The organism is Winogradskyella sp. PG-2 (genome assembly GCF_000828715.1).
Classification (GTDB): Bacteria; Bacteroidota; Bacteroidia; order Flavobacteriales; family Flavobacteriaceae; genus Winogradskyella.
In genome coordinates this window covers 374,667-401,287 of record NZ_AP014583.1, presented here as the reverse complement: position 1 = coordinate 401,287, position 26,621 = coordinate 374,667, and the positions used below count along the sequence as shown (strand labels likewise).

Sequence of the window (26,621 nt, the reverse complement as noted above, 5' to 3'; positions counted from 1 at the left end):
AATCACTCTTTTTCAATAAGTGAATTTTCTTTTGATATGAACATATTTAAAACTGTTCTATTTCTAATCTCTTTATAACCGCTTTGTTTAGAATAATATGAAGTAACTTCGATAACCTCTATGCTTTTGATAGTTTTACCAATAAGGTCGAAATTTTTTCGAGGGTAATTCCATAATATTCTTGGTGCTCTTAGATAAGAAATAGTATTTCTGGATTTTTTTACTTGATTCCAGTTAGATATATATTGATTTATAAATGTTTTTAGAAATTCTTTTTTTTCTATGTCATAATAATCTTTTCCTTGGTGTTTTTCATATTCGAAAATATCACTAGTAGAATGAAATGTTTTAAGATAGTTATGAAGCTTTTTTGAGGCATGCGCTCCCCAAAATATTTCTAAAAGCGGTTCTTTATTTAAATATTTAAAATTACTAAATGTAAATTGCACATCATAAGGCGCAAAAAAATCTGGAGGTAGCAGATGCTTTTCACCATTCTCTAATGTTGCTTTAAATTTGTAAGTATAATTTAATGGTGAATCAAACCATACTTTTGGGCTTGGGTTAATCCAAAATTTACCAGCAAGAATAATGGGAATAGCTATCAGAAAAAATGTTTTGTTGAATAGTGTTGAAGGTTCAATTATTTTTTTTGAAAAAATAAAAAGCAAACCAACGAGCACCAATATCCACATCCAAAAGAATATACCAGAGTAAAAGAAAATACCTAAATGCATAATAATTGAACCAATAAATAAGATCCTAGCCCATTTAATGTTGAAGAAGAGTGAGACCATTCCACATTCTATAAGTAATGAAAATATTCGAGAGGGTAAGTTAAAACGATTTAGAAAACTAGTAAGAGAATTGAGAGATTCTATATCTAAATAAGATTGCCAACCATTAGCATAAGTTGCAGGTAATAGGTAGTTTACTTGGTTATTAAAAATCCATTCTCCTAACATTATTTTACCAGCTCCAGAAACTATATAATTTGAAGCTACAAAGCAACCGAGCATAAACATAAAATGATTAAATCTAAATTTTTTGAAGGCTATATGAATACTCAAAAAAGCAATAAATAAAATGATAATTCGAGTTAATAAAAACGTGGTGGAAAGTGAAAAACCTTCTAAAACTTCAAGTTGTCCTACTAATGGGAAAAGAAAAAATAGAAATAGAATAGTGCCAACGGGCTTCCAATAAATTAAACCTAATGAGAGTAAAAGTAAAATTCTATCTAGTGTGTAATTCTGTCCAAAATAAAAATTAAAATCGTGTGTGGTATGAAGCCATGTTAGAATACAAGCGATATAAAATAATAGATTTCTTATTGTATGCCCTTTTTCAAAATGACTCCAAGAAATAAGTAACTTTTTGTGAAATAAAATTACTACTAGTATAAAAATTATAGGAATATAATTAACACTGATTAATCTTTTAAAAAGTGCCATAAAAAGGTGATCGTTATGATAAAGGTTAAAGGGTATTGTTGTTAGGCGAAGAAGAACTTTTTCTAGAGTATAGTAAATTACAATAACTGCAAAAAAGTAGGCACTAAGTTTTACTCCATTTTTGGGTTTAATAGTATCTCTTTGATTCCAAAACTCAACAAGATATTTTTTAAATGCCTTCAAAACTGATGACTGTATATTTATGTAAATAAAGTAGATTTCATCTTTTAGATGATACTAAAGGTAATTATAAATAACTGGTAAATATCTGTTTTTTTAGTATTACAACGAAATAAAGAATCTTAATCGAATTTAAAGTCATTACATCTTTATTTTCTCATTATTTGTATCTTATACCTTTATTTTAGCTTAATTATAGATAATCGGTAACAATAGATAATATTTATTAATCGTTTATTTTAAATCCAAACAATAGTGAATTTTTCTTGGACTTCAGAACAACTAGAATTTAAGGATAAAATTATTGAGTTCGCAAAAGCGCATCTTAATGATAATCTTATTGATAGAGATCAGCATTTAAATTTCTCTAGATCATTATGGAAAAAATGTGCAGATTTTGGTATTCAAGGATTGTCGGTTCCAAAAAAATATGGAGGAAAATTTAACGATGTAGATTTATTGACTGCAACATTAGCTATGGAAGGTCTTGGTTATGGTTCTAAAGATAATGGTTTGCCTTTTGCTTTAAATGCTCAAATGTGGACTGTTCAACTACCATTATATGAGTTTGGTACTGAGGAGCAACGTGAAAAGTTTGTAAGACCTATGGTTACTGGTGATAAAATTGGCGCACATGGACTTACGGAACCAGAAGCTGGATCTGATGTATTTAATATGCAAACACATGCTAAAAAAGTTGAAGGTGGTTATATTTTAAATGGGCAAAAGCGTTTAATAACCTTTGGACCAGAAGCAGATATTGCTCTAATTTTTGCAAATGTAAACCCTAAAATTGGAAAATGGGGAGTGACAGGTTTCATTGTAGAAAGAGGAACAAAAGGTTTTATTCAAGGACCTAATAAATCTAAAATGGGACTAAGAACAGTACCTATTGGTGATTTGTTTTTTGAAGATTGTTTCGTGCCAGAAGAGAATAGATTAGGAAAAGAAGGAGCTGGTTGGGCAATTACATCGTACTCATTAGAATATGATAGATGTAGCATTTTAGCAAGCCAATTAGGAGCCATGGAGCGCCAATTAGAAACTAGTATAGATTTTGTGAAAGAAAGGCAACAATTTGGTAAGCCTATAAGTACCTTTCAATCCGTTTCAAATCGTATTGCTGATATGAAATTACGTTTGGAAACATCAAGACTATTATTATATAAAGTAGCCTGGCTAAAAAATCAAGGTGATTCAGCTATGTTAGATGCAGCATTATTAAAACTACAATTGAGTGAAAGCTTTATAACGTCTAGTATAGATACGATACGAAATCATGGGGGAAGTGGTTATTTAACAGTGCAAGGAGTAGAGAGAGATTTAAGAGATGCCATTGGTGGAGTTCTTTACGCTGGTACATCAGACATACAAAGGAATATAATATCCCAACTATTATTTTCTAAATAGCCTACAATGATTTATACCATCCCAAAAATATTACAAAATGCAGCTTTAAAGCACCCTAATAAGGAGGCCTGTAAATATATGTCTCAATCTTTGACTTATAATGATTTACAACAAAAAGCAAAGGCATTGGCTGCTTTGTTAATCGATTTAGAAGTTAAAAAGGGAGATCGTGTAGGTATTTATATGAATCGTTCTATTGAATCTATTATTGCTGTTTATGGTATTACTAGAGCAGGAGGAGTATTTGTTCCACTAGATCCTACTGCACCGAAAGAGCGTACCAAGTTTCTTATTAAAGATTGTAATATTTTACACTTAGTAACAATACCTTCGCAAGCCAGAGATATTGTATCACTTATTGAATTGTCTACACCTTTAAAAGTAATAATTGGTTTAGAAAAAGATATAGATATTGAAACTATATCTTGGACCCAAGTGTTTAAAAGTTTTACTGATGAGATTGAGTTTCCAAGAGTCTTAGGTAAAGATCTAGCTTATATAATGTATACGTCTGGTTCCACAGGTTTACCTAAAGGTATAATGCATACTCATAATAGTTGTTTAGCTTATGTTAAACGTTCTAAAGAAATTTATAATATTAATTCCACTGATATTGTTGCTGGCCACGCACCATTGCATTTTGATATTTCAACCTTTGCTTATTTTACAGCACCTTTTTCAGGAGCTACGACTGTAATTTTATCAGATGCTCATACTAAGTTACCTGCTAGTTTATCTCAATTATTGGAGAATGAAGAAATTACAATTTGGTATTCTGCACCTCAAGCATTAATACAACTATTGTTAAATGGGTTATTAGAAGAAAAAGATTTATCAGCTTTACGTTGGGTCTTATTTGGGGGCGAAGTTTTTCCTAGGAAATATTTAAAGCAATTAATAGAATTATGGCCACAAGCTATGTTTGGGAATGTGTATGGACCCGCAGAAGTTAATCAATGTACGTATTTTAATATTGATAAAAATTATAAACTTGAAAGCGATTTGCCTCTAGGTAGAGTTTGGGAAAATACAGAATACAGAATACTAAATGATAATGATTTACCTGTAGAAAAAGGGAAATCTGGAGTTTTAGCAATACGAAGTGAAACTATGATGTTAGGCTACTGGAATAATAGTGAACTTACTGATAAATCTTTATACAAAGAATCCATTTTACCGGTTTATGATTTTGAGTTTTTTAAAACGGGTGATGTTGTGAAAGAAAATGATAATGGGGATTTAGTATTCGTTGGTAGAAATGATAGACAAGTGAAAATAAGAGGCTATCGCGTGGAGTTGGACGAAGTAGAAGCACAGCTTGTAAAGCATAAAGATGTTAGAGAAGCGATTACTTATCTAGAAAAATACACACATAAGTCAGGAGATACTATTACCGCAGTTGTTCTATTAAAAACAAGTGAGCTTGAAATAAAAGTGTTGAAAGCTCATTGTGCTGAAAATTTACCGAAATATGCAGTTCCTGAGCATATTTACATCATGAATGAATTTCCAAGAACTACTTCAGATAAGGTAGATAGAAATAAGATTAAAATAAAAATAGCTGAAAATTATAATGGATAATAAAATTATAGATTATATAAAAAATGAACTTATAGTAGGCTCTGAATCTATTCATATTGATGCTAATGAAGATTTGTTGGGTGGTGGATTAGTAGATTCATTAGGTATGATGAAACTAGTAAATTTTATCGAAAAAGAATTTGAATTAAAAATACCAGCTCAAGATATGGTAATAGAAAACTTTATGACGGTAGCCTGTATTTCTAATTATTTAAAAAGTAAAGCAGAGTAACGTTTTAATGTCAGTTGAAAAAAAACATATTGAATCTCATATACCATTGACGCAAAGTCAATTGATGCTTTGGGTTGGTCAAAAACTAAATCCTGAGAGTCCGATGTATAACATGGCACATTCATTTGAAATCCACGGTGTTATTGATGAGAAAATCTTTAAGAAATCGTTTCAAGATCTTATAGACGCTGCTGATGTTTTTAGAATGACTTTTGGTGAAGAAAAAGGGATTCCGTTTCAAAATATATTAAAGGATTTCAATTATAATATGTCTATTGAAAATCTTTCAAATACATCAACTTCTGATTTAGAAGTTTTATTACAACAACGAACTATGCAATTGTTCGATGTGTCTCAACCTCTTTTTAATTCTACGTTATATAAATTAGGAGAAGCGCATTATGTTTGGTTTTTAAATATGCATCACTTAGTTACAGATGCAACATCCTCAACTGTCATTTTCGAAAACTTCTCTAAAGTTTACAAGTTAAACTTAGAATCTCAGAATAGTAATACATTAGAGATGCCTAAGTATAGAGATTATTTAAAATATGAAAAGCATATTACAGAAGATAAAGCTAAAGATAATATTAGAAAGTATTGGTTAGATAGTGCTAAAAAAGTTACTGCACCTCCTGTTTTATATGGGGAAAGTACAAATCAAACGACTTCGCTTTCAAATAGAATTACCGTTAAGTTAGGAGAAGAAAGAGCTACAAAATTATCAAACCTAGCTGCAAATGCAGAAATTCGTTGTTGGACAAAAGATCTTACTTATTTCAATATCTTTTTAACGTCATTATTTATTTACATAAAAAGAGTAAGCAATACAGAAAAGTTTGCCATTGGTGCATTGTCTCATAGTAGAGTTACCAATGAATTTAAGAAAACAGCTGGAATGTTTGTTGAATTATTTCCTTTAGTAGCTGAATTTTCTGAAGAAGACACTTTTCTGTCTATATATAACAAAGTTAGAAACGAAACCAATGAATATCTACGACATGCACAGCCAGGAATGGCAAGTACAGAAGCTAGTGGCGGATTTAATGTAGTATTAAATTATATCAAAGCGAATTTCTCAAACTTTAATGGTAGCCCAACAAAATCAAAATGGATTCATCCAAATCATTGCGATGCATCACACCATATGCGATTTACTGTATATGATATGGATGGTACGGGAGATATTGAACTATTCTTTGATTTAAATACAGCTATTTTTAATACCAGTCAACAGCAATACATACCTGAGCATTTTTTGACCGTTTTAGATGCTTTTTTAGATGATACCTCACAATTAATTAATGAACCAGCAATTACTAATAGGTCAAGTTTAATAGATAAGTTGAGCGCATTTGATTTTAAGAATGCATATCGCCCATTTCTTGAGGTGATAAATGATATTATTGAAAGTAATTCTGAAACCATTGCAATTAGAGATGGTATTAACACCTATACTTATTCTAAACTTGGTCGTTTATCTAATGCGCTTTCTCATTCATTGAAGGCAGAAGGTATTACTTCAGGAGATAAAGTAGGTGTTCATTTATACAGATCATCAGATTATATAGTCTCATTAGTTGCTATTTTAAAGTTGAATGCTGTCTTTGTTCCTATTGCAGCCGATCAACCTAAAGAGCGTGTAGCTTATATTATTAATAATTCTGAATGTTCTTTAGTGATTACAAATTCTATACTTAAAGATAATTTAGAACTTATAGCAGTCTCTAAACTAAATCTAAGTACCGATAATTGGCAACAAAATAAGTCTGATGTAAATATTCAATTACCAGAAAGTAAACCTGACCAAATAGCTTATATTTTATACACCTCTGGCTCAACAGGAAAGCCAAAAGGTGTTATGGTTACTCATAAAAACTTATCAAATTATTTATTTTGGTGTGATGCTTATTGGGGAAAAAATACAAAGTTTGCATTTTGTACATCTATTAGTTTTGATATTACATATACAGCTATTTTCTTGCCTTTATATCATGGGGGAGAGATTATTGTTTACAAAGAAGATAAAGAAGGACCAGATACTTCGGTTATTAGAATGCTTTCAGATGATAAAGCAGATTCGATAATATTAACGCCTTCACATCTTTTATTATTTATTGGTAAAGGCAGTTCAGGGTCCAAGCTTAAAAATGTAATTGTCATTGGTGAAGACTTTAAAACGGATTTAGCAACAAAAATTCAAAACGAATATCATAAAAATTTATCTATTTATAATTTCTATGGACCTACAGAAGCTACTATTGGTAGTATAATAACAAAATTTAATTTAGAAAACCATAAGAAAGTATCTGTACCAATAGGATTACCCATATATAATACCATTGCCTTAGTTTTAGATGAGTATTTAAATCCTGTTCCAGATGGAGTTATCGGCATGTTGTATTTAGGTGGTTATGGGGTTGCAAAAGGCTATGTAAAACGTCCTAAACTTACAGCAGAGCGCTTTATAGAAAATCCATATTTAAATACAGATACTTTATATAACACTGGAGATTTAGTTAGGATTAATGCTGATGGTGATTACGAATTTTTCGGAAGAAAAGATAGTCAGGTAAAGCTCAATGGACATCGTATAGAGTTAAGTGAGATTGAAAGTGTTTTGGAACAGCATTACGCAGTAAAAGAAGCGATTTCTTTAGTGATAAAAAATGATGATAATTTAAAGAAAATAGGGCAGTTAGTGGCTTTTTATAGAGGCGATTCTGAAATAGAAACTTCAGAATTAAGAATACATCTTGAGAAACAATTGCCAAAATATATGGTGCCATTGCAATTTAAATATTTGAAGGAGTTTCCTTTAACACAAAATGCAAAAACAGATCGTAAAAAACTCAGTGAGTCTAGTGATATTCAATTTGAATCTAATGTAACTTATGTTGCTCCATCAAATGAAATAGAAGAGATTATAGCAAACATTTGGTCAGAGTATTTAGATATAGATGTCATTGGAATTCATGATAATTTTATTGCTTTAGGAGGACATTCCTTATTGGCAATGCGAATTGCTAGTGCATTAAACGAAGCTTTTGAAATGGAAAACCCACTAGACAAAATTTTCATTTATCCTACTATAGCGTCTTATGCAAAATATATAGAAGAAACCATTATTAGTTTGTTAGCCGAATAAAAATGCAGTCAAATAAATCAAATAGTATTAAACATTTTATCTTCAAAGTCTTGGCTGTGTCGATAACTTTGTGCTATGTTTTAGGGCCTGCACACATGCAATTAAATATTATATTACATACTATTTCTCATAACTTTAAGGCACCAAGTTTTGTGCTGCAACATAATGAGGTTCAGAATTATGAATTTGCAAACCAAGTCAATATAGACGAGATGTCAAGTAGTTATACTCTTAATCATCAACATGGATTTTTAGATTTTTTAAATACTGTTTTTGATGGTGTATCTAACAAAGACAATAATCAAAAAAGTGAGTCGACAAATCTCGAATTAAAAATAAATAAACATATTGATAACAACAAGTATGTCTTAAGATTCAATAAAATAATTACAAAAGAGACTCCTAATTATTGCACACAAAATCAATTTGTTATTAAAGGATATCTTAAAGATTTGTATCGACCTCCACAAATTTAAGCCAACAAAAGATGATGTTTCTAAATCATCAATTTTATTCTAATTAAATTTTTAATTATAGTTTATCAATTTACCCAAATGAAATGAACTATGAATCTTATGCTTAACTATAAGCTTCATTTAGAGAGACTTATAAATTCAACCAATTTTAAATAAAAAACTATGAAACGCATTTTATTATTTTTAGTGTTTATGGCACTATGTAGTACTGCTTTTGCTCACGAAATTAGTGGTACAATAACAACAGAAAACAAAACACCTATTGAAGGTGTTAACATATATAATAAAAATACAGGAGGCTATGCATATACAAATGTCTCAGGTTATTTTGAATTAGATGATATCTCAGAAGGAGATGTTATCGTAATTAGTGGATTAGGTTATGAACAACAAGAATTTACGATTACAAGCAGTCAATTAGATACTACGGTAAATATTGTACTAAAAGATGCTGCAGTATCTTTAGATCAGGTTGTACTTGTATCTAAACTTAATGTATTGAGTCAATATGCCAATGTAGATATTAAGACAAATCCAATAAAATCTGCACAAGAAATATTAAGAAAAGTTCCGGGTCTAATCATTGGACAGCATGCAGGTGGAGGTAAAGCAGAACAAATCTTCTTAAGAGGATTTGATATAGATCATGGTACTGATATTTCTATTACTACAGATGGTTTACCAGTAAATTTACCATCGCATGCTCACGGTCAAGGTTATGCTGATTTGCACTTTGTAATTCCAGAAACTATAGGTAATATAGACTTTGGTAAAGGGCCGTATTATGCTGATAAAGGCAATTTTAATACTGCTGGTTATATTGAGTTGAATACCAAAAAATCAATAGATGATAATCTTATAAAAATTGAAGCTGGACAATACAATACTTTGCGAGCAGTCAATCTATTTAAGATTTCTGAAGGCGAAAATAGCAGTGCTTATGTAGCTTCAGAATTAGTGCTTACAGATGGTGTTTTTCAATCACCACAAAATTTTAATCGTTTAAATGTCTTAGGACGTTATAATTTCAATAATTATGAAGATGAAGAATTAACCTTATCATTTTCTCATTTTCAGAGTAGATGGGATGCGTCTGGTCAAATTCCTACAAGAGCTGTAGAACAAGGCTTAATAGGTCGTTTTGGTGCTATTGATGATACCGAAGGTGGATCAACAAGTAGGTCAAACCTGTGGGTGAATCATACCAAACAAATTGATGAACATCAACGTATAAAATCCAAAGCCTTTTTGTCTAAATATGATTTTGAGCTGTATTCTAACTTTACCTTCTTTTTAGAAGATCCTGTAAATGGAGATCAAATAAAACAAAAAGAAAGCCGCACAATTTTAGGGGCTGAGAGTGTCTATAATAGAACATTCCATATCGAAGATCATAATGTTCAATTGAGCTTTGATGCTGGTTTAGGATTTAGATATGATGATGTTAATGATGTTGAATTATCGTGTACTAAAAATAGAAGAGAAACATTAGAGCGTATTGCTTTTGGTGATATTGATGAATTAAATGGATATGCTTTTTTTAGTGGAAACTATAAAACAAAGAAGTGGACGTTAAATCCAGGTTTAAGGCTAGACTATTTTAAGTTTGGGTATGTAGATTTTTTAGCTGATAGTTTTGAGACTTTAAATGAAACACAAACCATTTTAAGTCCTAAGTTCAATACTATTTTTGCAGCATCTTCAGACTTACAATTATTTGCAAAGTTAGGTTATGGTTTTCATTCTAATGATGCTCGTGTAGTTACAGCTAATACTAGTGAAGAAACATTGCCTTCAGCCTTTGGTGCAGATTTAGGTGCCATTTATAAACCAGCAGATCGTTTGGTCTTTAATACAGCACTATGGACTTTGTTTTCTGAACAAGAATTTGTTTATGTTGGTGATGGTGGTATTGTAGAGCCGAGTGGGAAATCTAAGCGTTATGGAATTGATTTCGGTTTTCGCTATCAAATTACAGATTGGTTATTTGTTAATAGTGATGTGAATTATACAGTTGCTCGAAGTGTAGATGAGCCTGATGGGCAAGACTTTATTCCTTTAGCACCAGATTTTACATCAACAGGAAGTATTTCTGTTAAAGGTTTAAAAGGATTTTCTGGTGGATTGAGTTACAGATTTGTTGATGATAGACCTGCAAATGAGGATGATTCTATTGTTGCAGAAGGTTATTTTGTAACGGATTTCAATATTAATTATGATATTGCTAAAAACTGGTCGATAGGCTTAGCAGTAGAAAACTTATTTGATGTAGAATGGAATGAAACACAATTCGCAACAGAAACACGTTTATTTAATGAAGCGCAACCTGTGGAAGAAATTACATTTACACCAGGTACTCCGTTTTTCTTGCGAGCTAAAATCGCAGTTACTTTCTAATGTAAAGCATAAAATATTAATTGGTTTTGGAAGAATCACGAATAAAATTATTAGTGATTCTTTTTTGTTTAAAAATGTGAATAATAGTTGTTAGTGTTAGCCATCTAACATTTTAATCTATTGTCTTGTTATAATTTTGAACCTGAACATTATTAAACAATAAAGCAATGATTAAAAAAACAATTTTAGGATTACTAGCAATAGGATTATTAGCAGTATCCTGCAGTAGTGATGATGATAGCAACACACCAACAAATGCAGATTTAACTTTAGATCTACAAGGTTTAGAATCTTTAGGTAGCGATTTTGTTTACGAAGGTTGGATTATCGTAGATGGTCAGCCAGTAAGTACAGGAACATTTTCGAATGTTGTGTTTCCACAAACTTTTTCTGTAAGTGCGGCGCAATTAAGTAGCGCAACTAAATTTGTACTATCAATAGAACCTGCAGTAGATCCAGATCCTGCGCCAGCAGCTACCAAAATTTTAGCTGGAGATTTTTTAGGAAATTCGGCAAATGTGAATTCTAATAATACTTTGGTAGATTCAGGAAGTACATTAACATCTTTAGCAGATGCTACAGGTAAGTATATATTAGCAACACCTACTGACATGGATGATACAAATGAAGCTAGTGGAGTTTGGTTCTTAGACAACTCTGCGCCTCCTGCAGTAGCTGGCTTAAACCTACCTACTTTAGCAGCAGGTTGGAAATATGAAGGTTGGGTAGTTTTTGACGGCACACCTATAAGTACAGGAGCTTTTTCATCAGCTGAAAGTGCAGATGATAATGCTGCATCTTCGGTATTTAAAGGGGATTCTGGTAATGGACCTGGTTATCCTGGTGAGGATTATTTACAAAATGCTCCTGCAGGTTTAACATTTCCGACTGATTTAAAAGGAAGAACCGTTGTAATCTCTGTAGAGCCTTACCCAGATAATAGTACAGCACCTTTTACATTAAAGCCATTAGCTCATGTAGTACCTGCTGCAGCTATGAACCATACTGTGATTGATATGGGTGATGGCCCAGTAGAAACGATAACAGGTTCTGTAACAAGAAATTAAGAATAGAAAGAGAAATTTACCGCGAAAGCGATAGATTAAGTTGAGTTTTTAAAAGGCTACCATTAGGTAGTCTTTTTTTATTTAAGAGCATTTTTTGTAATATAAGCACGCCAGCCAATAATAGCCAGCTGAAGTTTAGAAGCTTTGCTAAGATCTAATTGTTTTTTACTGTAAGATGGTAATATGGCTTTATTTAGTTTGGCTAAAGCCTTAAATAATTGTGTTCTCATGGTTAGGATTAGTAACTAAAGCTATCAGTTCTTTCACTAAGATGACTATGAGAAACAAAAATAGTAAAACTTATTCTAGAACTAAGTTTTACTTTTTTTTGATTGGTTGTTTGGTTTTAATTTAGAATATTGAAAATATTATTTCAATAATCAATTTTGCTAAAGTCATCATAATTTTTTTGGTTTAGAGGTTAATAATTTACTACGTTTTCTTGATTGAGTTTTCAATATATATAGACAACTAATCATTCTCCAAACGATTTAATATAAATCGATGATTTTGCATTTATATTTATAAGTAAAAAAATGATAATGATTACTAAAATTTGTGACTTGTCTTAAAATAAGTTATAAAAAGTAATTAAATATAATGTTTACGGTTGCAAATATATATGTTTCTAGGGCCTTTTTGGCTTTAATTTTAAAATCGTAGAGGCGTTTCATTATTAAAAGCCCTGTTTTTGGTGATTTCATCTTTTTTGCTAATTGAAAACCTGATAAATATCATAGTTTATTTAGTCTATTTTTTGTATTTAATTTGCGCTTAACATAGCTATCTAATATTAAGGTTATCTTTGTAAAAAAAAGAGTATGAAAAGAATTCTTACGATACTATTAGTTTTTATTTCAATATTTAGTTGGTCACAAACTTTAGTAATTAATGAACTTGATTGTGATAACCCGAGTACAGATACTGAAGAATTTGTTGAAATAAAATCTCAGACACCTAATTTTTCAACTGATGGTTACGTACTTGTCTTTTTCAACGGCTCTACAAGTGGAGGAGATTCTAGCTATTTAACAATTGATTTAACTGGATTTACAACTGACAGTAATGGGTTATTACTCATTGGAAGTACAAGAGTATCACCATATCCTCAATTATTAATTGCTCAAAATCTAATACAGAATGGTGCTGATGCTGTGGCAATTTATCAAGCATCTCCAAATGATTTTCCTGAAGGAACAGTCGCAAATATTACTAACTTGGTAGATGTATTACTCTATGATACAAGTGATGCTGATGATTTAACTTTGATAGATATTTTTGATGATGATCCTAATTTTGCAAGTATTCAGCAAATAAACGAAGGTTCTAGTGGTAATACCAATTCTATTCAGCGTAATAATGATGGTACTTATTTTACAGGCACTCCAACACCAAGAGCTTTAAATGACGGTAGTGGAATTATTTTTAATGCTATAGAAATCTCCGTAGCTGAATCTATGTATAATGAAGATGATACTTTTGATATAACATTTACAGCAGATACAAATGTAACTTCTGATCTAGATTTTAGCATAAGTCTTACTAATTACGGATTTAATACTTCTGATTACACAGGGAATATAAATCTTACAATTCCTAATGGTCAAAATTCAACGAGTACAACAATAACTCTAGTTGATGATGCTTTAGATGAAGGTGATGAGATTTTGCAAATTAGGTTTACAGATTTGGTAGAGCCGACTATTCCTTCTAATAATAGGGTAGAGGTAAGAATTGTAGATAATGATTTTACTATGGCAGCATGGGGAACTCCAGTTAATCCAACTACAGGAGTTGTACAGAGTACTCAGCCAGCAGGTTATTATGATAGTACAGATGGATTAGCAGATATTGCATTAAGACAAGCTTTGCAAGATATTATTGCCGATCCCACAACTGTGAGAGCACAAACGTATGCAGATGTTTTTGATATTTTAACAGAAGCAGATCAAAACCCAGAAAACAGTAACCAGGTTTGGTTAGTATATTCTGAAGAAGGACGACCAAAATTAGATTTACAGACAGGATCTAGTAATGCAGGAAAATGGAATAGGGAACATACGTATCCAAGATCTAGAGGAGGGTTTTTTGATATTGAAGAAGATGAGATCTCCGATGGCATTGATGTGTTTTGGACAACTAAAGCAGATTCGCTACGTCATGGTAATTCAGATGCTCATGCATTAAGAGCTGCAGATGCATCAGAAAACAGTTCTAGAGGTAATCAGCATTATGGACAGTATATTGGTCCAACTGCAACACTTGGAAGCTTTAGAGGTGATGTGGCAAGAAGTGTTTTATATATGGAAATTAGATATAACGGTTTGGAGGTTGTTGATGGATTTCCTAATACAACTGGACAGTTAGGAGATTTAGATACTTTATTAGATTGGCATAGAAATGACCCACCAGATGATTTTGAAATGAACAGAAACAATATCGTTTATAATTGGCAAAAAAATAGAAATCCATTTATAGATCTACCATTAATGGTAGAGTATATTTGGGGAACTAATGTTGGTGATCCTTGGAATCAATCACTGAGTTTAACAGAGGATGAATTTAGTACTGCTTCCATTTACCCTAATCCAACAAATGGAAGGCTATATATAACAGGTTTAAACTCAGAAATAGATATTGAAGTCTATTCTATTGAAGGAAAACTTTTAAAGGATTTTAAATCAGTAGCAGCATTTATCGATTTAGACTTATCATCAGGTTTATATCTATTAAAATTAATAAGTGATGCAAATTCAACGATTAAGAAAGTAATTATAGAATAAGTAGCTCTTTAGCTGAATTAAAAAAGCCAAACTAAGAATTTTAGTTTGGCTTTTATTATAGAATTAACTCATTTAGTTCATTTCACTTGTTCTTGCAATTAGAGAGCCATCTGTTTCACCAAATTCAATACTAGGTATACCATCGTCAACTTTCCAAGTTGCACTACTTTGAGCTCCTTTTTTATTTTTAAGACTCACTTTTATACTTGTAATTTCACCTGCTTTATTACGTTTTAGTTTCGTGAACTTAACAGTTATCCCAATTTTTTTGAGATTCTCTTTGTGATTATCTAGAGCAATATCGGAGGTGTATTTTGTTAAATAAGCAAGCGTACTATTTTTCCTTGGATCATCTTCATCTATATAGCTTACACCACCAACTTCTACTCTCCAAGGACTTTTAGTCTTTGTTTCTTTAAAAGTGAAGGATTTTGGATTTTTACTTGTAATGACTAAAACACCATTTTCTCCTTTTTTACCGTAAATCTGAGTAGCTGAATCTCCTTTTAATACATTGATTTTTTCAATGTTATTTGGATCAAGAGCATCCGCTTGATAATTCTTAATTACTTTTCCATCTACAATGTAAAGTGGTTTAGTATTTTGATTATTAAAAGTAGTAGAATAGCCTCTTACTGTAGGATTCTTTAGGTTATTGTCAACAGAACGAATGATTGTTACTGGTGCATCATCTTGATAATAAATATTTGATTTTAATTTCGTTATACGTTTTACTTTAGATGAATCTATAGTTGCAAAATATATAGTGTCCTGACCTGTAAGGCCTTTAAAATGTTTAACATTACCATTATGTTTTTTGATTAATATATTTGCATGAGTTGAATCAACCTCAAATGCATTTTCGTCATTTTCATCAAAGACAAATACTCGAGCTTTTGAGTCAGATTCTGTATTAGACTTTCCTGTTAAAATTTGTTCAGCAAAAACAAATTTATTTTTATTAATAGCTCCAACACCGAAACTCCCGTTTTCATCTAATTTAAAATAGAAAGACTTAATACCGTTTTCATTTTTCACATTATAATTAGCAGAACCATTTTTAGTTTTAAAATCTATATTAATATCAATAATTTCTTTTTTTGCGTTTCGTTTTAAGTGCTTTAAGTTCATCTCAATACCATTAGATTTTAGTTCTTTCTTAATCTCATCTAATTGTACATCAGTCATTTCCTTATTAAAAACGATTTTGATAGGAGTAATATCTGTTTTGGGTTTTTCATTAATTTGAGCAGTTTGGAAGCCTTTTTTAGTAATAGCTTTATGTGCTCTTTTTACCAGAGAGTCAATAATTTCTTTATCATTTGTGTCATCATCAAAGTGTAAAGTTGCACCATTAATACGACCTACAAAACCACCTCTACGACCATATAACTCTTTATAAATTATAAAAGAATCTATTGGAGTAGTGCCATCTGTATAACCATAACTATGATTATTAAGTTTCAGAAAAAGGTTAATAAGTTCCTTGTTTGTATTTCTTTTGATATCACTAAACACTAATGTTCCTCCCTTATTTTCAATAGTAGAAGACATTGCAATAAGTTCAGCATCTGTAGTGTTTTTTGTCACAACAAACTCAATAGTGTTATTATTACCTTCAACTGTAGTCTCAGTTTCTTTATAGACATTTTCGGTATTTACACTCATGAGTAAACCTGCTAGTAATGGTAGCATTAATAAGTATCTCCATTGTTTTTTTTTGTTTGATCTTGATTTTTTTAACATAACTATGCGTTCTTTGATTAATGAATTATAAAAATTATTAGAAAGTGAAACATTTAGATTTGCAACACTAGTTTTTAGTAATAAATGTTGGTATTCTTTCTCACTATTTGATTTTTCTTGGGTTTTGTAATCTGCAATATATTCTAAGTTTTGTCTCAATTCTTTTCGGTATAACCATATTAATGGATTAAACCAAAATACGCTGCAAACCAACTGTATGATTAATATATCTATAGAATGTAATTGACTAGCATGTACTTTTTCGTGAGTGAGCATTAATTGCAACTCTTCGTTATTAAATGATTCTGGATTATAAACAATCCATTTAAAAAATGAAAAAGGTGAAATTTTATTATTTACAATAACGTAGGTATAAATACCGTCATTATCTTTTGGGTTTTTTAGTAATAGTATGATTAAGGATCCAAATTGAAATAAAAACTGAATTAAGAATATGGTCAATCCAATACCATATATAATTGGTATGATTATTTGCCATTGAAATTTTGATTGAACTATTGGTTTTTCAACCACTACTGGTATCACATCATTGAACGCAAACACGGTCTCATGTACTAAGTTGGGTTCATCTATAACCTCAACAGGTATTACGATTAATGGAAAAATTAATGCAATAATTACTCCTGCCAATAAAAACCATCTGTTGTGATTAAAAAACGTTTCTTTCTTTAAAAAGAAGTAGAAACACAAATAAAATAGTACTATAACTGCACTAGCTTTTAAAAGATATTCCACAATTAATTTTTATTTTCTATTAACTCAATAATCTCCTTAAGCTCTGCAACGCTAATCTTTTCTTCTTTAGCAAAAAATGACACTACATTTTTGTAAGAACTATTAAAGTAATTCTCAATTGCAGTGTTCATAAATTTAGTTTTATAATTTTCTTTAGATATGATAGGGAAATATTGATGCGTTTTCCCATAAGCATTATAACTTACGTAGCCTTTTTCTTCTAGGTTTCTAATTATAGTAGAAAGCGTGTTATAATGAGGTTTATCGGATTTAATTTCAGCTAAAACATCTTTTACAAAAGCTTTTTCTAGCTTCCATAGAATATGCATAATTTCTTCTTCTTTGTTTGTTAGTTTTTGCATTTTATTGTCTTTATTTATTAACCTCATTTATGATAAGGTTATTCTTCTATTTCAGATATTTTATAATTAATTACTATATAATTTGGGGATGATGTTAATAATTCGGTGGTTTTTTCATCATCATCTTTTAGATTTACTACTCCGCAAAATCTATGGAAATTATATTCCTTATCAAGCCAAGATGATGCGAAAATTAGCATCGGAATTTTTTTGTCTAATTCCTATTTTGTTTCCTCATATTCGCGCCAAACATAAAATTGACGATTATCAGTTTTACCAAGGTTAATTTCTTTTTGAGTATGTAAGGCATATGTTTTAATACTTAAGGTACTATTATTTTCATCAGTTTTCGTGAAAATTTTAATTTGATCAATAAAGCCTTGATTGTATTTCCCATCTATCCAAAAACTATAATCGTTTTTATAATCAACAATCGTGTCATTTTTAATTAATTTACCGTTCACATATTCATCTGAAAAGATTTGTAATTTATATTCTTTATCAAATTTACCAATATCGAATTTATGAATTCTTATAGATGCTAATTCCAAAGCTTCAATTAAATCTAGTGTTGTAATTTCACTTTGGTTGTATTGGTCATTAGAGTCTTCTTTTGCTAGTTGTTCTCTTTCATCAGTTTGGGAGTAAATATTAAGAGATAAAAACAATAAAATTAACAAGAATGTATTTTTCATAAACTATGATAGAAATTAGTTGACCAAACATATAACTATTTTTATAGTTATACAACTAAAACAATAGTTATTTAACGAAAATTTTAGTTTTTAATATCTCTAAAAATGAAATGTTATCTTCGCGACGTTAACAGAAAAGGGGATTAAATAATAAAAAATAAATGAGTGTATTTCTTGTTATAGCAGGTTTAGCGTTGTTGGTTGTTGGTGGAGATTTTTTGGTGAGAGCTTCAGTTGCCTTGTCATTTAGATTTAAAATATCTAAACTAGTTATTGGTATGACAGTTGTGTCTTTTGCAACATCTGCACCAGAGTTATTGGTAAGTTTACAGGCAGCTATGGATGGAATTTCTGATATTGCTTTAGGTAATGTTATTGGTTCTAATATTGCTAATATTGGTTTGGTTTTGGGTATTACTGCTATAATTTCTCCATTAGCAGTAGATAGGGATTTTTATAAATTTAATTGGCCAATGATGATGTTGGCTTCTTTTGTATTGTACTTTTTCTTAAAAAATGACGGTGTCCTCACTGCGTTAGAAGGTATAATAATGTTTATAACATTAATTACTTTCTTAATTATTTTAATAAGAAACTCTAGAAAGTCAACTAAAGCAAGTTTAGAAGAAGTAGATGATGCTTTATCTGAGGTTTCAGATTTTAAAATTGTAGCTTGGTTATTTATTGGGGCAGCTGGTCTATACTTTGGGTCAGAATGGTTAGTAGAGGGCGCTAAACAATTGGCTAAAGCAATTGGTATTAGCGATTATGCAATTTCTGTTACTGTAATTGCAATTGGTACTAGTGTACCTGAGTTAGCCGCTTCAGTTATTGCAGCATTAAAGAAAGAAAAGGCTATTTCTTTAGGTAATTTAATTGGATCTAACATATTTAATATAGCCTCAGTTTTAGGGTTGACAGCAATTGTAAAACCGATAGTTGTAAATCCAGAAACACCGCAAATATTATCTACTAATATCTTTTGGATGATAGCGTTTGCTGCAGTTTTAATTCCATTAATGATTATTCCTAAACGTTTTGAAATAGGGAGGTTAAAAGGAATGTTGTTATTTGGCGCATACTTAGTGTTTATATACATAACACTTAAATAGAAAATAAGAATAAATAAAAAAAGGCTTGTAATTGATACAAGCCTTTTTTTACTTTTATAAATTACAAATTAAGAAATATCAGCACTTTTCACAGTTTTAATAATTCTACCTGCAATCTTGTATGGGTCACCATTTGAAGCTGGTCTACGATCTTCTAACCAACCTTTCCAACCTTTCTCTACAGTAATAATTGGAATACGAATTGATGCTCCTCTATCAGAAACTCCCCAAGAGAAATCTGTAATAGCTGCAGTTTCATGGTCACCTGTTAAACGTTGATCGTTAAACTCACCATATACTTCAATATGTTCTTTTACAACTGGACGGAAAGCTTCACAAATTTTCCCGTATGTTTCTTCAGAGCCGCAAGTTCTTAATACTTCGTTAGAGAAATTGGCGTGCATACCAGAACCATTCCAATCCATATCTTTACCTAATGGTTTTGGGTGATAATCAATATAGTAACCATACTTTTCTGTTAAGCGATCTAGTAAATATCTAGCAACCCATATTTCATCTCCTGCTTTTTTAGCGCCTTTAGCAAATAATTGGAATTCCCATTGACCTGATGCAACTTCTTGGTTAATACCTTCAAAGTTTAAACCTGCATCAATACACATATCGGCATGTTCTTCAACTAAACTTCTACCATGAGTGTTTTTTCCACCAACAGAACAATAATACATACCTTGAGGTGCAGGATATCCGCCAACTGGGAATCCTAATGGCAATTGCGTTTTAGTATCCATAATAAAATACTCTTGCTCAAAACCAAACCAGAAATCATTATCATCATCATCAATAGTTGCTCTACCATTAGAAACATGAGGTGTTCCATCAGCATTTAAAACCTCAGTCATAACTAAATATCCGTTGATTCTGTCTGGATCAGGATAGATTGCTACAGGTTTTAATAAACAGTCAGAAGATCCACCTTCAGCTTGTCTAGTTGATGATCCGTCAAAAGACCACATTCCTAATTCTTCAATAGTTCCTTTAAAGTTTTCATGCTCTTCTACCTTGGTTTTACTTCTCATATTCTGAGTTGGGAAGTAACCATCTAGCCAAATGTACTCTAATTTAATTTTTGCCATAATGAAAGTTTTGTTTATATCTAAAAATAAAGTTACAAATATTGTTATTTTTTTCTTTCGGTCAAAAAAAATAGGGTCTTTTAGGTGAAATGTTATTAATAATTGTTGACAACCCTATTTTATGATGGGTAGTGCTATTAATTTTAAAGATTTCGTATTTTTGAACCAAAATATTATTAATATGTCAACACTTAGATTTCATGCAGTAAAAGAATCTTTAAAACGAGTACCATTAAAGATTAATGAAACCCAACGCCGTTCTGAAGTATTTGGAACAAATGTATTCAATGAGACAGCAATGCGTCAATATTTAACTAAAGATGCATTAGCCAGTATAATGGCAGCCATTGAAAAAGGAATAAAAATTGATCGCTTAATTGCAGATCATATTGCTACAGGAATGAAGGAATGGGCTATTTCAAAAGGGGCTACACATTATACACATTGGTTTCAACCTTTAACAGGAGCTACGGCAGAAAAGCATGATGCATTCTTTGAAACCATTGGTAATGGATTGGCTATTGAAAAGTTTGAAGGTAAGCAGTTAGTTCAACAAGAGCCAGATGCTTCAAGTTTTCCAAATGGTGGCATCAGAAATACATTTGAAGCAAGAGGTTATACAGCTTGGGATCCTACTTCACCAGCTTTTATATATGGTACGACATTATGTGTCCCAACGGTTTTTGTGTCTTATACAGGTGAAGCTCTGGATTATAAAACTCCTTTGCTACGTGCTTTAAATGCAGTTGATAGTGCAGCTGTAGCTGTATGTAAGTATTTCGATAAGAATGTGAGAAAAGTAAATGCTTCCTTGGGTTGGGAGCAGGAATATTTCCTTATAGACTTAGGTTTGGCTATTTCAAGACCAGATATCGTTTTAACAGGTAGAACATTATTAGGACATTCGCCAGCAAAGGGTCAACAGTTAGATGATCATTATTTTGGAACGATACCTACAAGAGCAATGGCTTATATGCGTGATTTAGAAAATGAATGTATGCTATTAGGTATTCCAGTAAAAACAAGACATAATGAAGTAGCGCCAAATCAGTTTGAATTGGCTCCTATATATGAAGAGGCAAATTTAGCTGTCGATCATAACTCCTTATTAATGGATGTGATGCAAAAAGTGGCAAAGCGTCATAATTTTAAAGTGTTGATGCATGAAAAACCATTTGCAGGTGTGAATGGATCTGGTAAACATAATAATTGGAGTTTAAGTACTGATAAAGGTGTGAATTTGTTGTCACCAGGAAAAACACCTATGAGCAACCTTCAGTTTTTAACCTTCTTTATAAATACTATTAAAGCTGTGCAAAGTCATGAAGAATTATTGAGAGCAGCAATTGCTTCAGCAAGTAACGATCATCGTTTGGGTGCAAATGAAGCTCCACCAGCTATAATATCTGTATTTATAGGGGGACAATTGACAAAAGTTTTAAAAGAATTAGAAACGGTAACAAAAGGAAAGCTTTCACCAAAAGAAAAAACAGATTTAAAGCTTAATGTCGTAGGTAAAATTCCTGAAGTAATATTAGATAATACAGATAGAAATAGAACATCACCTTTTGCATTTACGGGAAATAAGTTTGAATTTAGAGCCGTTGGTTCTACTGCAAATTGCGCCAATCCAATGACCGTTTTAAATACAATAGTAGCTAAACAACTCATTGATTTTAAAATTGAGGTTGATGAGCTAATCGATAAAAATGCTATGAAAAAAGATGATGCTATTTTCAATGTATTAAGGGAATATATTAAAACATCAAAAGAAATTCTTTTCGAAGGAAATGGTTACAGTGATGCATGGGAAAAAGAAGCTAAAAAGCGTGGCCTGAGTAATAATAAAACAACACCAGAAGCTCTAAAAGTAAAGATATCTAAAGCGTCAATAGAACTTTTTGATAGCTTAGGTGTAATGAACAAGGTAGAGTCTGAAGCGCGTTACGAAATAGAAATGGAAGAGTATAGTCTTCATATTCAAATTGAGAGTCGTGTTTTAGGTGATATTGCGCGTAATCATGTAGTGCCAACAGCAGTTCGTTATCAAAATATATTAATAGAAAATGTCACTGGGCTTAAGGCAATTTATGGAGAGAAATTTAAGAGACTTGCTAAAGAACAACTGTCATTAATAGAGCAAATTTCAGAGCATATTGAAGCTATAAATTCGTTGGTAACTAAAATGACTGATGCTCGTAAAAAATGTAATGCGCAAGTTGAGTTGCAGAATAAAGCTGAAGGGTATTGTAATAAAGTAAAACCATTGTTTGAAAGCATTAGATTCCATTGTGATAAGTTGGAATTAATGATAGATGATGAGTTATGGCCATTAACTAAATATAGAGAGCTTTTATTTACGAAATAGTTCGTGTAAATTCAATAAAACAAGGCTTTTGATGTTAATTTATTAGTATAATTACGTATAAAAATAATTTTGAAATTCATTTTTTGTGTCGTTTGTCGATTACAAATGTCTAGTTGTCGAAAAGGCGGTACTTTCATGTTAAAAAAAAGGGAGTAATCAATTTTAAAAGAGGTTTATGTAGTACTTTTGTAAGGCTATTAATCAATATTTGTAAAAATGAAGAAGTTACTACTTAGTGTAGCAATTCTTGTAGGAGCAACTCTAATTCTTTCTCAAGACAGTTCAGAAGATCTGAATAATGTGACAAAAGATGATGTTGTAAATATACAATCTAAGCTACAAGTTGAATCTTAAAAAATAAGATAATACAATAAGGTATCAATTACCATTCAAAAAAAAGATAGAATCAAAATTTTGTTTCTATCTTTTTTTGATTCTACTAATTTATCTTGAGAAGTTATGATTTAATTAATATTTTTCTATATTGCGACGCTCCATATTCTCTGATGAATTAGACTTTCTTTTTAATCTAAAGATTGTATGATTACCAAATCTAAGTACCTTTTTACAAGTGTATTTTTCGCTCTTTTTTTGTGTCAAACTTATGCTCAAAAGAAAACTTTTGGACGTAATAAAAAACTCCATAATAGATTAGTGTTTTTTGATTATCGTGGTACAAATGCTATAGATGCTGCATTAGGTACAGCATACTTTGATGGCGATTTACCGGACCCAGAATTTGAAGTTTATTTTAGAATCGGTTATAAACGACATATCACTAATCATTTAGGTATAAACGTTATTTATAATAAATATAATATTGCATTTAAGGATGTGTATAATGAAGGCTTTATGTCTTTTGATGCAAACCTAGAATTTCTTTTCAGTCCATACACAAAATTTTCACCTTTTATACAGGCAGGTTATGGTTATAATGCTAATAATTATTTTGAGGCAACATCTACAAAGGCACAAGGCGCATTAGGCTTTGAGTATATTGTTATGGATGGTGTAGGTTTTAGACTTTTTGGAGAGTATAATTATTCGTTTTCAGATGAGTTAGATGGTTTAATTGCAGGTGACAGTGATGATACTTTCTATAGAATTGGTTTTGGCGTAAATCTCTATTTCGGAGGTAAAAAAAGAAAACAAAAACTATTAAGCAGAATTGATACAGTAATTCAATCGAATTTAGTGAAATAGTGCTGTGCAATTATTACTTTTGCAAAACCAATCTTAATAATTTCTAATGAGCAATTCAGTAAGCAAAAGATATGCGCAACGTGGAGTCTCTGCATCTAAAGAGGATGTTCATAATGCTATAAAGAATATAGATAAAGGCTTATTTCCTAAAGCTTTTTGTAAAATAGTTCCAGATTATTTAACCAATGATGAAGCTTATTGTTTAATAATGCATGCTGATGGTGCTGGTACAAAATCGTCATTAGCTTATATGTATTGGAAGGAAACAGGTGACATTTCTGTATGGAAAGGCATAGCACAGGATGCTTTAATTATGAATATTGATGATTTGCTTTGTGTTGGTGCTACTGATAATATTATGTTGTCTTCAACAATTGGTAGAAATAAAAATTTAATACCTGGTGAAGTTATCTCTGCAATTATAAATGGGACAGAAGAATTAATTGAAGACTTAAAATCTTTTGGAGTCACTATTCATTCAACAGGTGGTGAGACAGCAGATGTTGGTGATTTGGTGAGAACAATTATTGTAGATTCTACAGTAACAGCTCGTATGAAACGTGAGGATGTTATTAATAATGCTAACATATCCGTAGGTGATGTTATTGTAGGCTTCGAGTCATTTGGGCAAGCGTCATACGAAGCTAGTTACAATGGTGGAATGGGAAGTAATGGATTAACTTCTGCAAGACACGATGTGTTTTCTAAATATTTAGCAGAAAAATACCCTGAAAGTTTCGATGCTTCTGTACCAGAAGATTTAGTTTACTCCGGTCAAACAAAACTTACAGATACCATTGAAAATTCACCTATAGATGCAGGCAAATTAGTTCTTTCACCGACCAGAACTTATGCTCCAATTATAAAAGCTATTCTTAACAAATATAAAAGTGATGCCATACATGGTATGGTACATTGCAGTGGTGGAGCACAAACTAAAATACTTCATTTTATAGATAACCTTCATATTGTAAAGGATAATATGTTTGTAATACCTCCTTTATTTAAATTGATACAAGAGCAATCTCAAACCGATTGGAAAGAAATGTATCAAGTTTTCAATTGTGGGCATAGAATGGAACTATATGTTAAGCCAGAAGTAGCCGAGGATATTATAGCAATTTCAAAATCGTTTGATGTAGATGCCAAGATAATTGGTAGAGTAGAAGCATCAAATAATAAGAAGCTTACTATAAAAAGTGAATACGGTACATTTTCTTATTAAATTTTATTATGAAAAGCTATCATAGCCTTATTCTTAGCATTTTTATTTTTAGTTCTTTACCAGTTTTTGCACAACCAGATTCTTTGTTTTTTAATAAAAAAGGAAATGAAAATGTGAAGTTAGGATGGAGAACTAAAAAAGAAGTAGGATTATATCTTAATCAAGTGTCATTTACTAATTGGAATTCTGGTGGTACTAATTCTATTTCTGGTATTATAACTGGAAAGGCTTCTGCCAAGTACAAGCAAGAAAAGATGTTTTGGAATTCAGATTTTAATATCAGATATGGATTAAATAAACAAGAGGATAAAGGTTTAAGAAAAACAGATGATGTTATTGAGGTCTTATCTAATGTTGGTTTAGAAAAAAGTTCGGAAAGTAACTGGTTTTATTCAGGAAGATTTAGCTTTAATACACAGTTAGCAAATGGATATAACTATCCAAATAGGGGGGAACCTATTTCTAAATTTTTAGCTCCAGGATATATGTTTTTTGGTTTGGGCATGGAATATGGAAGACATATTGAACGCATGTCTTTTTACGCCTCACCACTAACTTTAAAAACCACATTTGTATTAGACGATAATTTGGCAAATAAAGGAGCCTTTGGTGTTGCACCTGCAATATATGATTTGGAAGGCAATATCGTTAGGGAAGGAAAAAGGATAAGGCAAGAATTTGGCGTTTTACTAACTAATCAGTACCAAGAAGAATTATTTGAAAATATAAAAATCAATAGTCTATTGCGTTTATATACAGACTATATTAATAGTTTTGGGAATGTAGATATTGAATGGGAACTTAATATAGATATGAAAGTTAACAAGTATGTCAAGGCAACTTTAGGTTCTCATCTTAGGTATGATAATGATATTAAAATTAGCGTTCAAAGAAACGAAATGACAAACGAAGAAATTGTCATAGAAGGTCCTAAATTACAATGGAAGCAAATTTTAGGTGTAGGTGTTGTTTTAGATTTAGATAACATTATTAGTAGCTAAACAACCTTCTAAATGAAGCCTTTTATTAAGTGTATAAAAGTACATGTAATAAATCCATCTAGTAAAAAAATTACACTGAAGAACTTTAAATTTGAGACTCCACTAATTTTATAGAATCTTAAGCGTCTTCTTAATTTTCTGTCGCTAATCATAAACCACAGAATAAAAACCAAGAATAGCTTAGTGCTAATGGCGAGAATCAATTCCGGGTTAATTATAGTAACCGTTAAGGTTACCATAAAGGAATATAATGCCATTGACTTGTAGTAGTTTAGTATGGATGCAACTTGCCTTCGCATATAACCAATAACGTTAATATGGAAAAAATTAT

At 31.0% G+C, this 26,621-nt stretch carries 21 protein-coding genes; 14 read left to right on the top strand and 7 right to left on the bottom strand.

Annotated elements, in window-relative coordinates:
- Positions 1 to 2 precede the first annotated feature (2 nt).
- Positions 3 to 1,637, bottom strand: a complete 1,635-nt coding sequence (locus WPG_RS01890; RefSeq protein ID WP_045468649.1) for a hypothetical protein — start codon at positions 1,635 to 1,637, stop codon at positions 3 to 5.
- Between the two features lie 252 nt (positions 1,638 to 1,889).
- Here WPG_RS01890 and WPG_RS01885 point away from each other — a divergent pair, with 252 nt between their 5' ends.
- From WPG_RS01885 to WPG_RS01855, 7 genes are all read left to right on the top strand, one after another.
- Positions 1,890 to 3,044, top strand: a complete 1,155-nt coding sequence (locus WPG_RS01885) for an acyl-CoA dehydrogenase family protein (protein ID WP_045468646.1) — start codon at positions 1,890 to 1,892, stop codon at positions 3,042 to 3,044.
- Between the two features lie 6 nt (positions 3,045 to 3,050).
- The gene (locus WPG_RS01880; RefSeq protein WP_045468643.1) at positions 3,051 to 4,625 is read left to right on the top strand and encodes an amino acid adenylation domain-containing protein; all 1,575 of its coding nucleotides are present in this window, start codon (positions 3,051 to 3,053) and stop codon (positions 4,623 to 4,625) included.
- The gene (locus tag WPG_RS01875; RefSeq protein ID WP_045468640.1) at positions 4,618 to 4,857 is read left to right on the top strand and encodes an acyl carrier protein; all 240 of its coding nucleotides are present in this window, start codon (positions 4,618 to 4,620) and stop codon (positions 4,855 to 4,857) included. Before WPG_RS01880 ends, WPG_RS01875 begins: the two co-directional genes overlap by 8 nt.
- Before the next feature lie 7 nt (positions 4,858 to 4,864).
- The gene (locus tag WPG_RS01870) at positions 4,865 to 8,005 is read left to right on the top strand and encodes a non-ribosomal peptide synthetase (protein WP_045468637.1); all 3,141 of its coding nucleotides are present in this window, start codon (positions 4,865 to 4,867) and stop codon (positions 8,003 to 8,005) included.
- Between the two features lie 2 nt (positions 8,006 to 8,007).
- Complete coding sequence (locus WPG_RS01865; protein ID WP_144374399.1) at positions 8,008 to 8,481, top strand: hypothetical protein; 474 nt, start codon at positions 8,008 to 8,010, stop codon at positions 8,479 to 8,481.
- A gap of 162 nt (positions 8,482 to 8,643) precedes the next feature.
- The gene (locus WPG_RS01860) at positions 8,644 to 10,878 is read left to right on the top strand and encodes a TonB-dependent receptor (protein WP_045468631.1); all 2,235 of its coding nucleotides are present in this window, start codon (positions 8,644 to 8,646) and stop codon (positions 10,876 to 10,878) included.
- A gap of 167 nt (positions 10,879 to 11,045) precedes the next feature.
- Positions 11,046 to 11,945, top strand: coding sequence for an anti-sigma factor (locus tag WPG_RS01855; protein ID WP_045468628.1), 900 nt, complete (start codon positions 11,046 to 11,048; stop codon positions 11,943 to 11,945).
- Between the two features lie 77 nt (positions 11,946 to 12,022).
- Here the strand turns inward: WPG_RS01855 and WPG_RS01850 are convergent, their stop codons facing one another.
- On the bottom strand, positions 12,023 to 12,175 hold the full coding sequence (locus WPG_RS01850) for a hypothetical protein (protein WP_045468625.1): 153 nt from the start codon (positions 12,173 to 12,175) through the stop codon (positions 12,023 to 12,025).
- A 591-nt stretch (positions 12,176 to 12,766) separates the two neighbouring features.
- Here WPG_RS01850 and WPG_RS01845 point away from each other — a divergent pair.
- Entirely contained in the window at positions 12,767 to 14,728 is a 1,962-nt protein-coding gene (locus tag WPG_RS01845; RefSeq protein ID WP_045468622.1) for an endonuclease, read from the top strand.
- 72 nt (positions 14,729 to 14,800) lie between these two features.
- On the opposite strand, the gene WPG_RS17180 is transcribed toward WPG_RS01845, so the two are convergent.
- Genes WPG_RS17180 through WPG_RS01830 form a run of 4 tightly spaced genes read right to left on the bottom strand, consistent with a single transcriptional unit; the run spans position 14,801 to position 18,287 of the window.
- Positions 14,801 to 17,230, bottom strand: a complete 2,430-nt coding sequence (locus tag WPG_RS17180) for a M56 family metallopeptidase (RefSeq protein WP_144374398.1) — start codon at positions 17,228 to 17,230, stop codon at positions 14,801 to 14,803.
- Between the two features lie 2 nt (positions 17,231 to 17,232).
- Positions 17,233 to 17,592 (bottom strand): BlaI/MecI/CopY family transcriptional regulator, encoded by a 360-nt coding sequence (locus WPG_RS01835; RefSeq protein ID WP_045475056.1) that lies wholly within the window; start codon positions 17,590 to 17,592, stop codon positions 17,233 to 17,235.
- A 38-nt stretch (positions 17,593 to 17,630) separates the two neighbouring features.
- Entirely contained in the window at positions 17,631 to 17,792 is a 162-nt protein-coding gene (locus tag WPG_RS18930; protein ID WP_084221500.1) for a DUF5041 domain-containing protein, read from the bottom strand.
- Between the two features lie 21 nt (positions 17,793 to 17,813).
- Positions 17,814 to 18,287: a hypothetical protein gene (locus WPG_RS01830; protein WP_045468619.1), complete on the bottom strand. Its 474-nt coding sequence runs from the start codon at positions 18,285 to 18,287 to the stop codon at positions 17,814 to 17,816.
- 161 nt (positions 18,288 to 18,448) lie between these two features.
- Between WPG_RS01830 and WPG_RS01825 the strand changes: the two genes are divergently transcribed.
- Complete coding sequence (locus tag WPG_RS01825) at positions 18,449 to 19,399, top strand: calcium/sodium antiporter (protein WP_045468616.1); 951 nt, start codon at positions 18,449 to 18,451, stop codon at positions 19,397 to 19,399.
- Positions 19,400 to 19,467: 68 nt separating this feature from the next.
- On the opposite strand, the gene WPG_RS01820 is transcribed toward WPG_RS01825, so the two are convergent.
- On the bottom strand, positions 19,468 to 20,493 hold the full coding sequence (locus tag WPG_RS01820) for a glutamine synthetase beta-grasp domain-containing protein (protein WP_045468613.1): 1,026 nt from the start codon (positions 20,491 to 20,493) through the stop codon (positions 19,468 to 19,470).
- Positions 20,494 to 20,674: 181 nt separating this feature from the next.
- On the opposite strand from WPG_RS01820, the gene WPG_RS01815 reads away from it, so the two are divergent.
- The 5 genes from WPG_RS01815 (at position 20,675) to WPG_RS01800 (ending at position 26,290) form a co-directional block, all read left to right on the top strand.
- Complete coding sequence (locus WPG_RS01815; RefSeq protein ID WP_045475054.1) at positions 20,675 to 22,861, top strand: glutamine synthetase III; 2,187 nt, start codon at positions 20,675 to 20,677, stop codon at positions 22,859 to 22,861.
- A gap of 216 nt (positions 22,862 to 23,077) precedes the next feature.
- Entirely contained in the window at positions 23,078 to 23,215 is a 138-nt protein-coding gene (locus tag WPG_RS18135; RefSeq protein WP_171817143.1) for a hypothetical protein, read from the top strand.
- Between the two features lie 186 nt (positions 23,216 to 23,401).
- On the top strand, positions 23,402 to 24,064 hold the full coding sequence (locus WPG_RS01810) for a curli production assembly/transport component CsgG (RefSeq protein ID WP_052471119.1): 663 nt from the start codon (positions 23,402 to 23,404) through the stop codon (positions 24,062 to 24,064).
- A 46-nt stretch (positions 24,065 to 24,110) separates the two neighbouring features.
- On the top strand, positions 24,111 to 25,289 hold the full coding sequence (locus tag WPG_RS01805) for an AIR synthase related protein (protein WP_045468610.1): 1,179 nt from the start codon (positions 24,111 to 24,113) through the stop codon (positions 25,287 to 25,289).
- Positions 25,290 to 25,297: 8 nt separating this feature from the next.
- Positions 25,298 to 26,290, top strand: a complete 993-nt coding sequence (locus tag WPG_RS01800) for a DUF3078 domain-containing protein (RefSeq protein ID WP_045468607.1) — start codon at positions 25,298 to 25,300, stop codon at positions 26,288 to 26,290.
- The last annotated feature ends 331 nt before the right edge of the window (positions 26,291 to 26,621 follow it).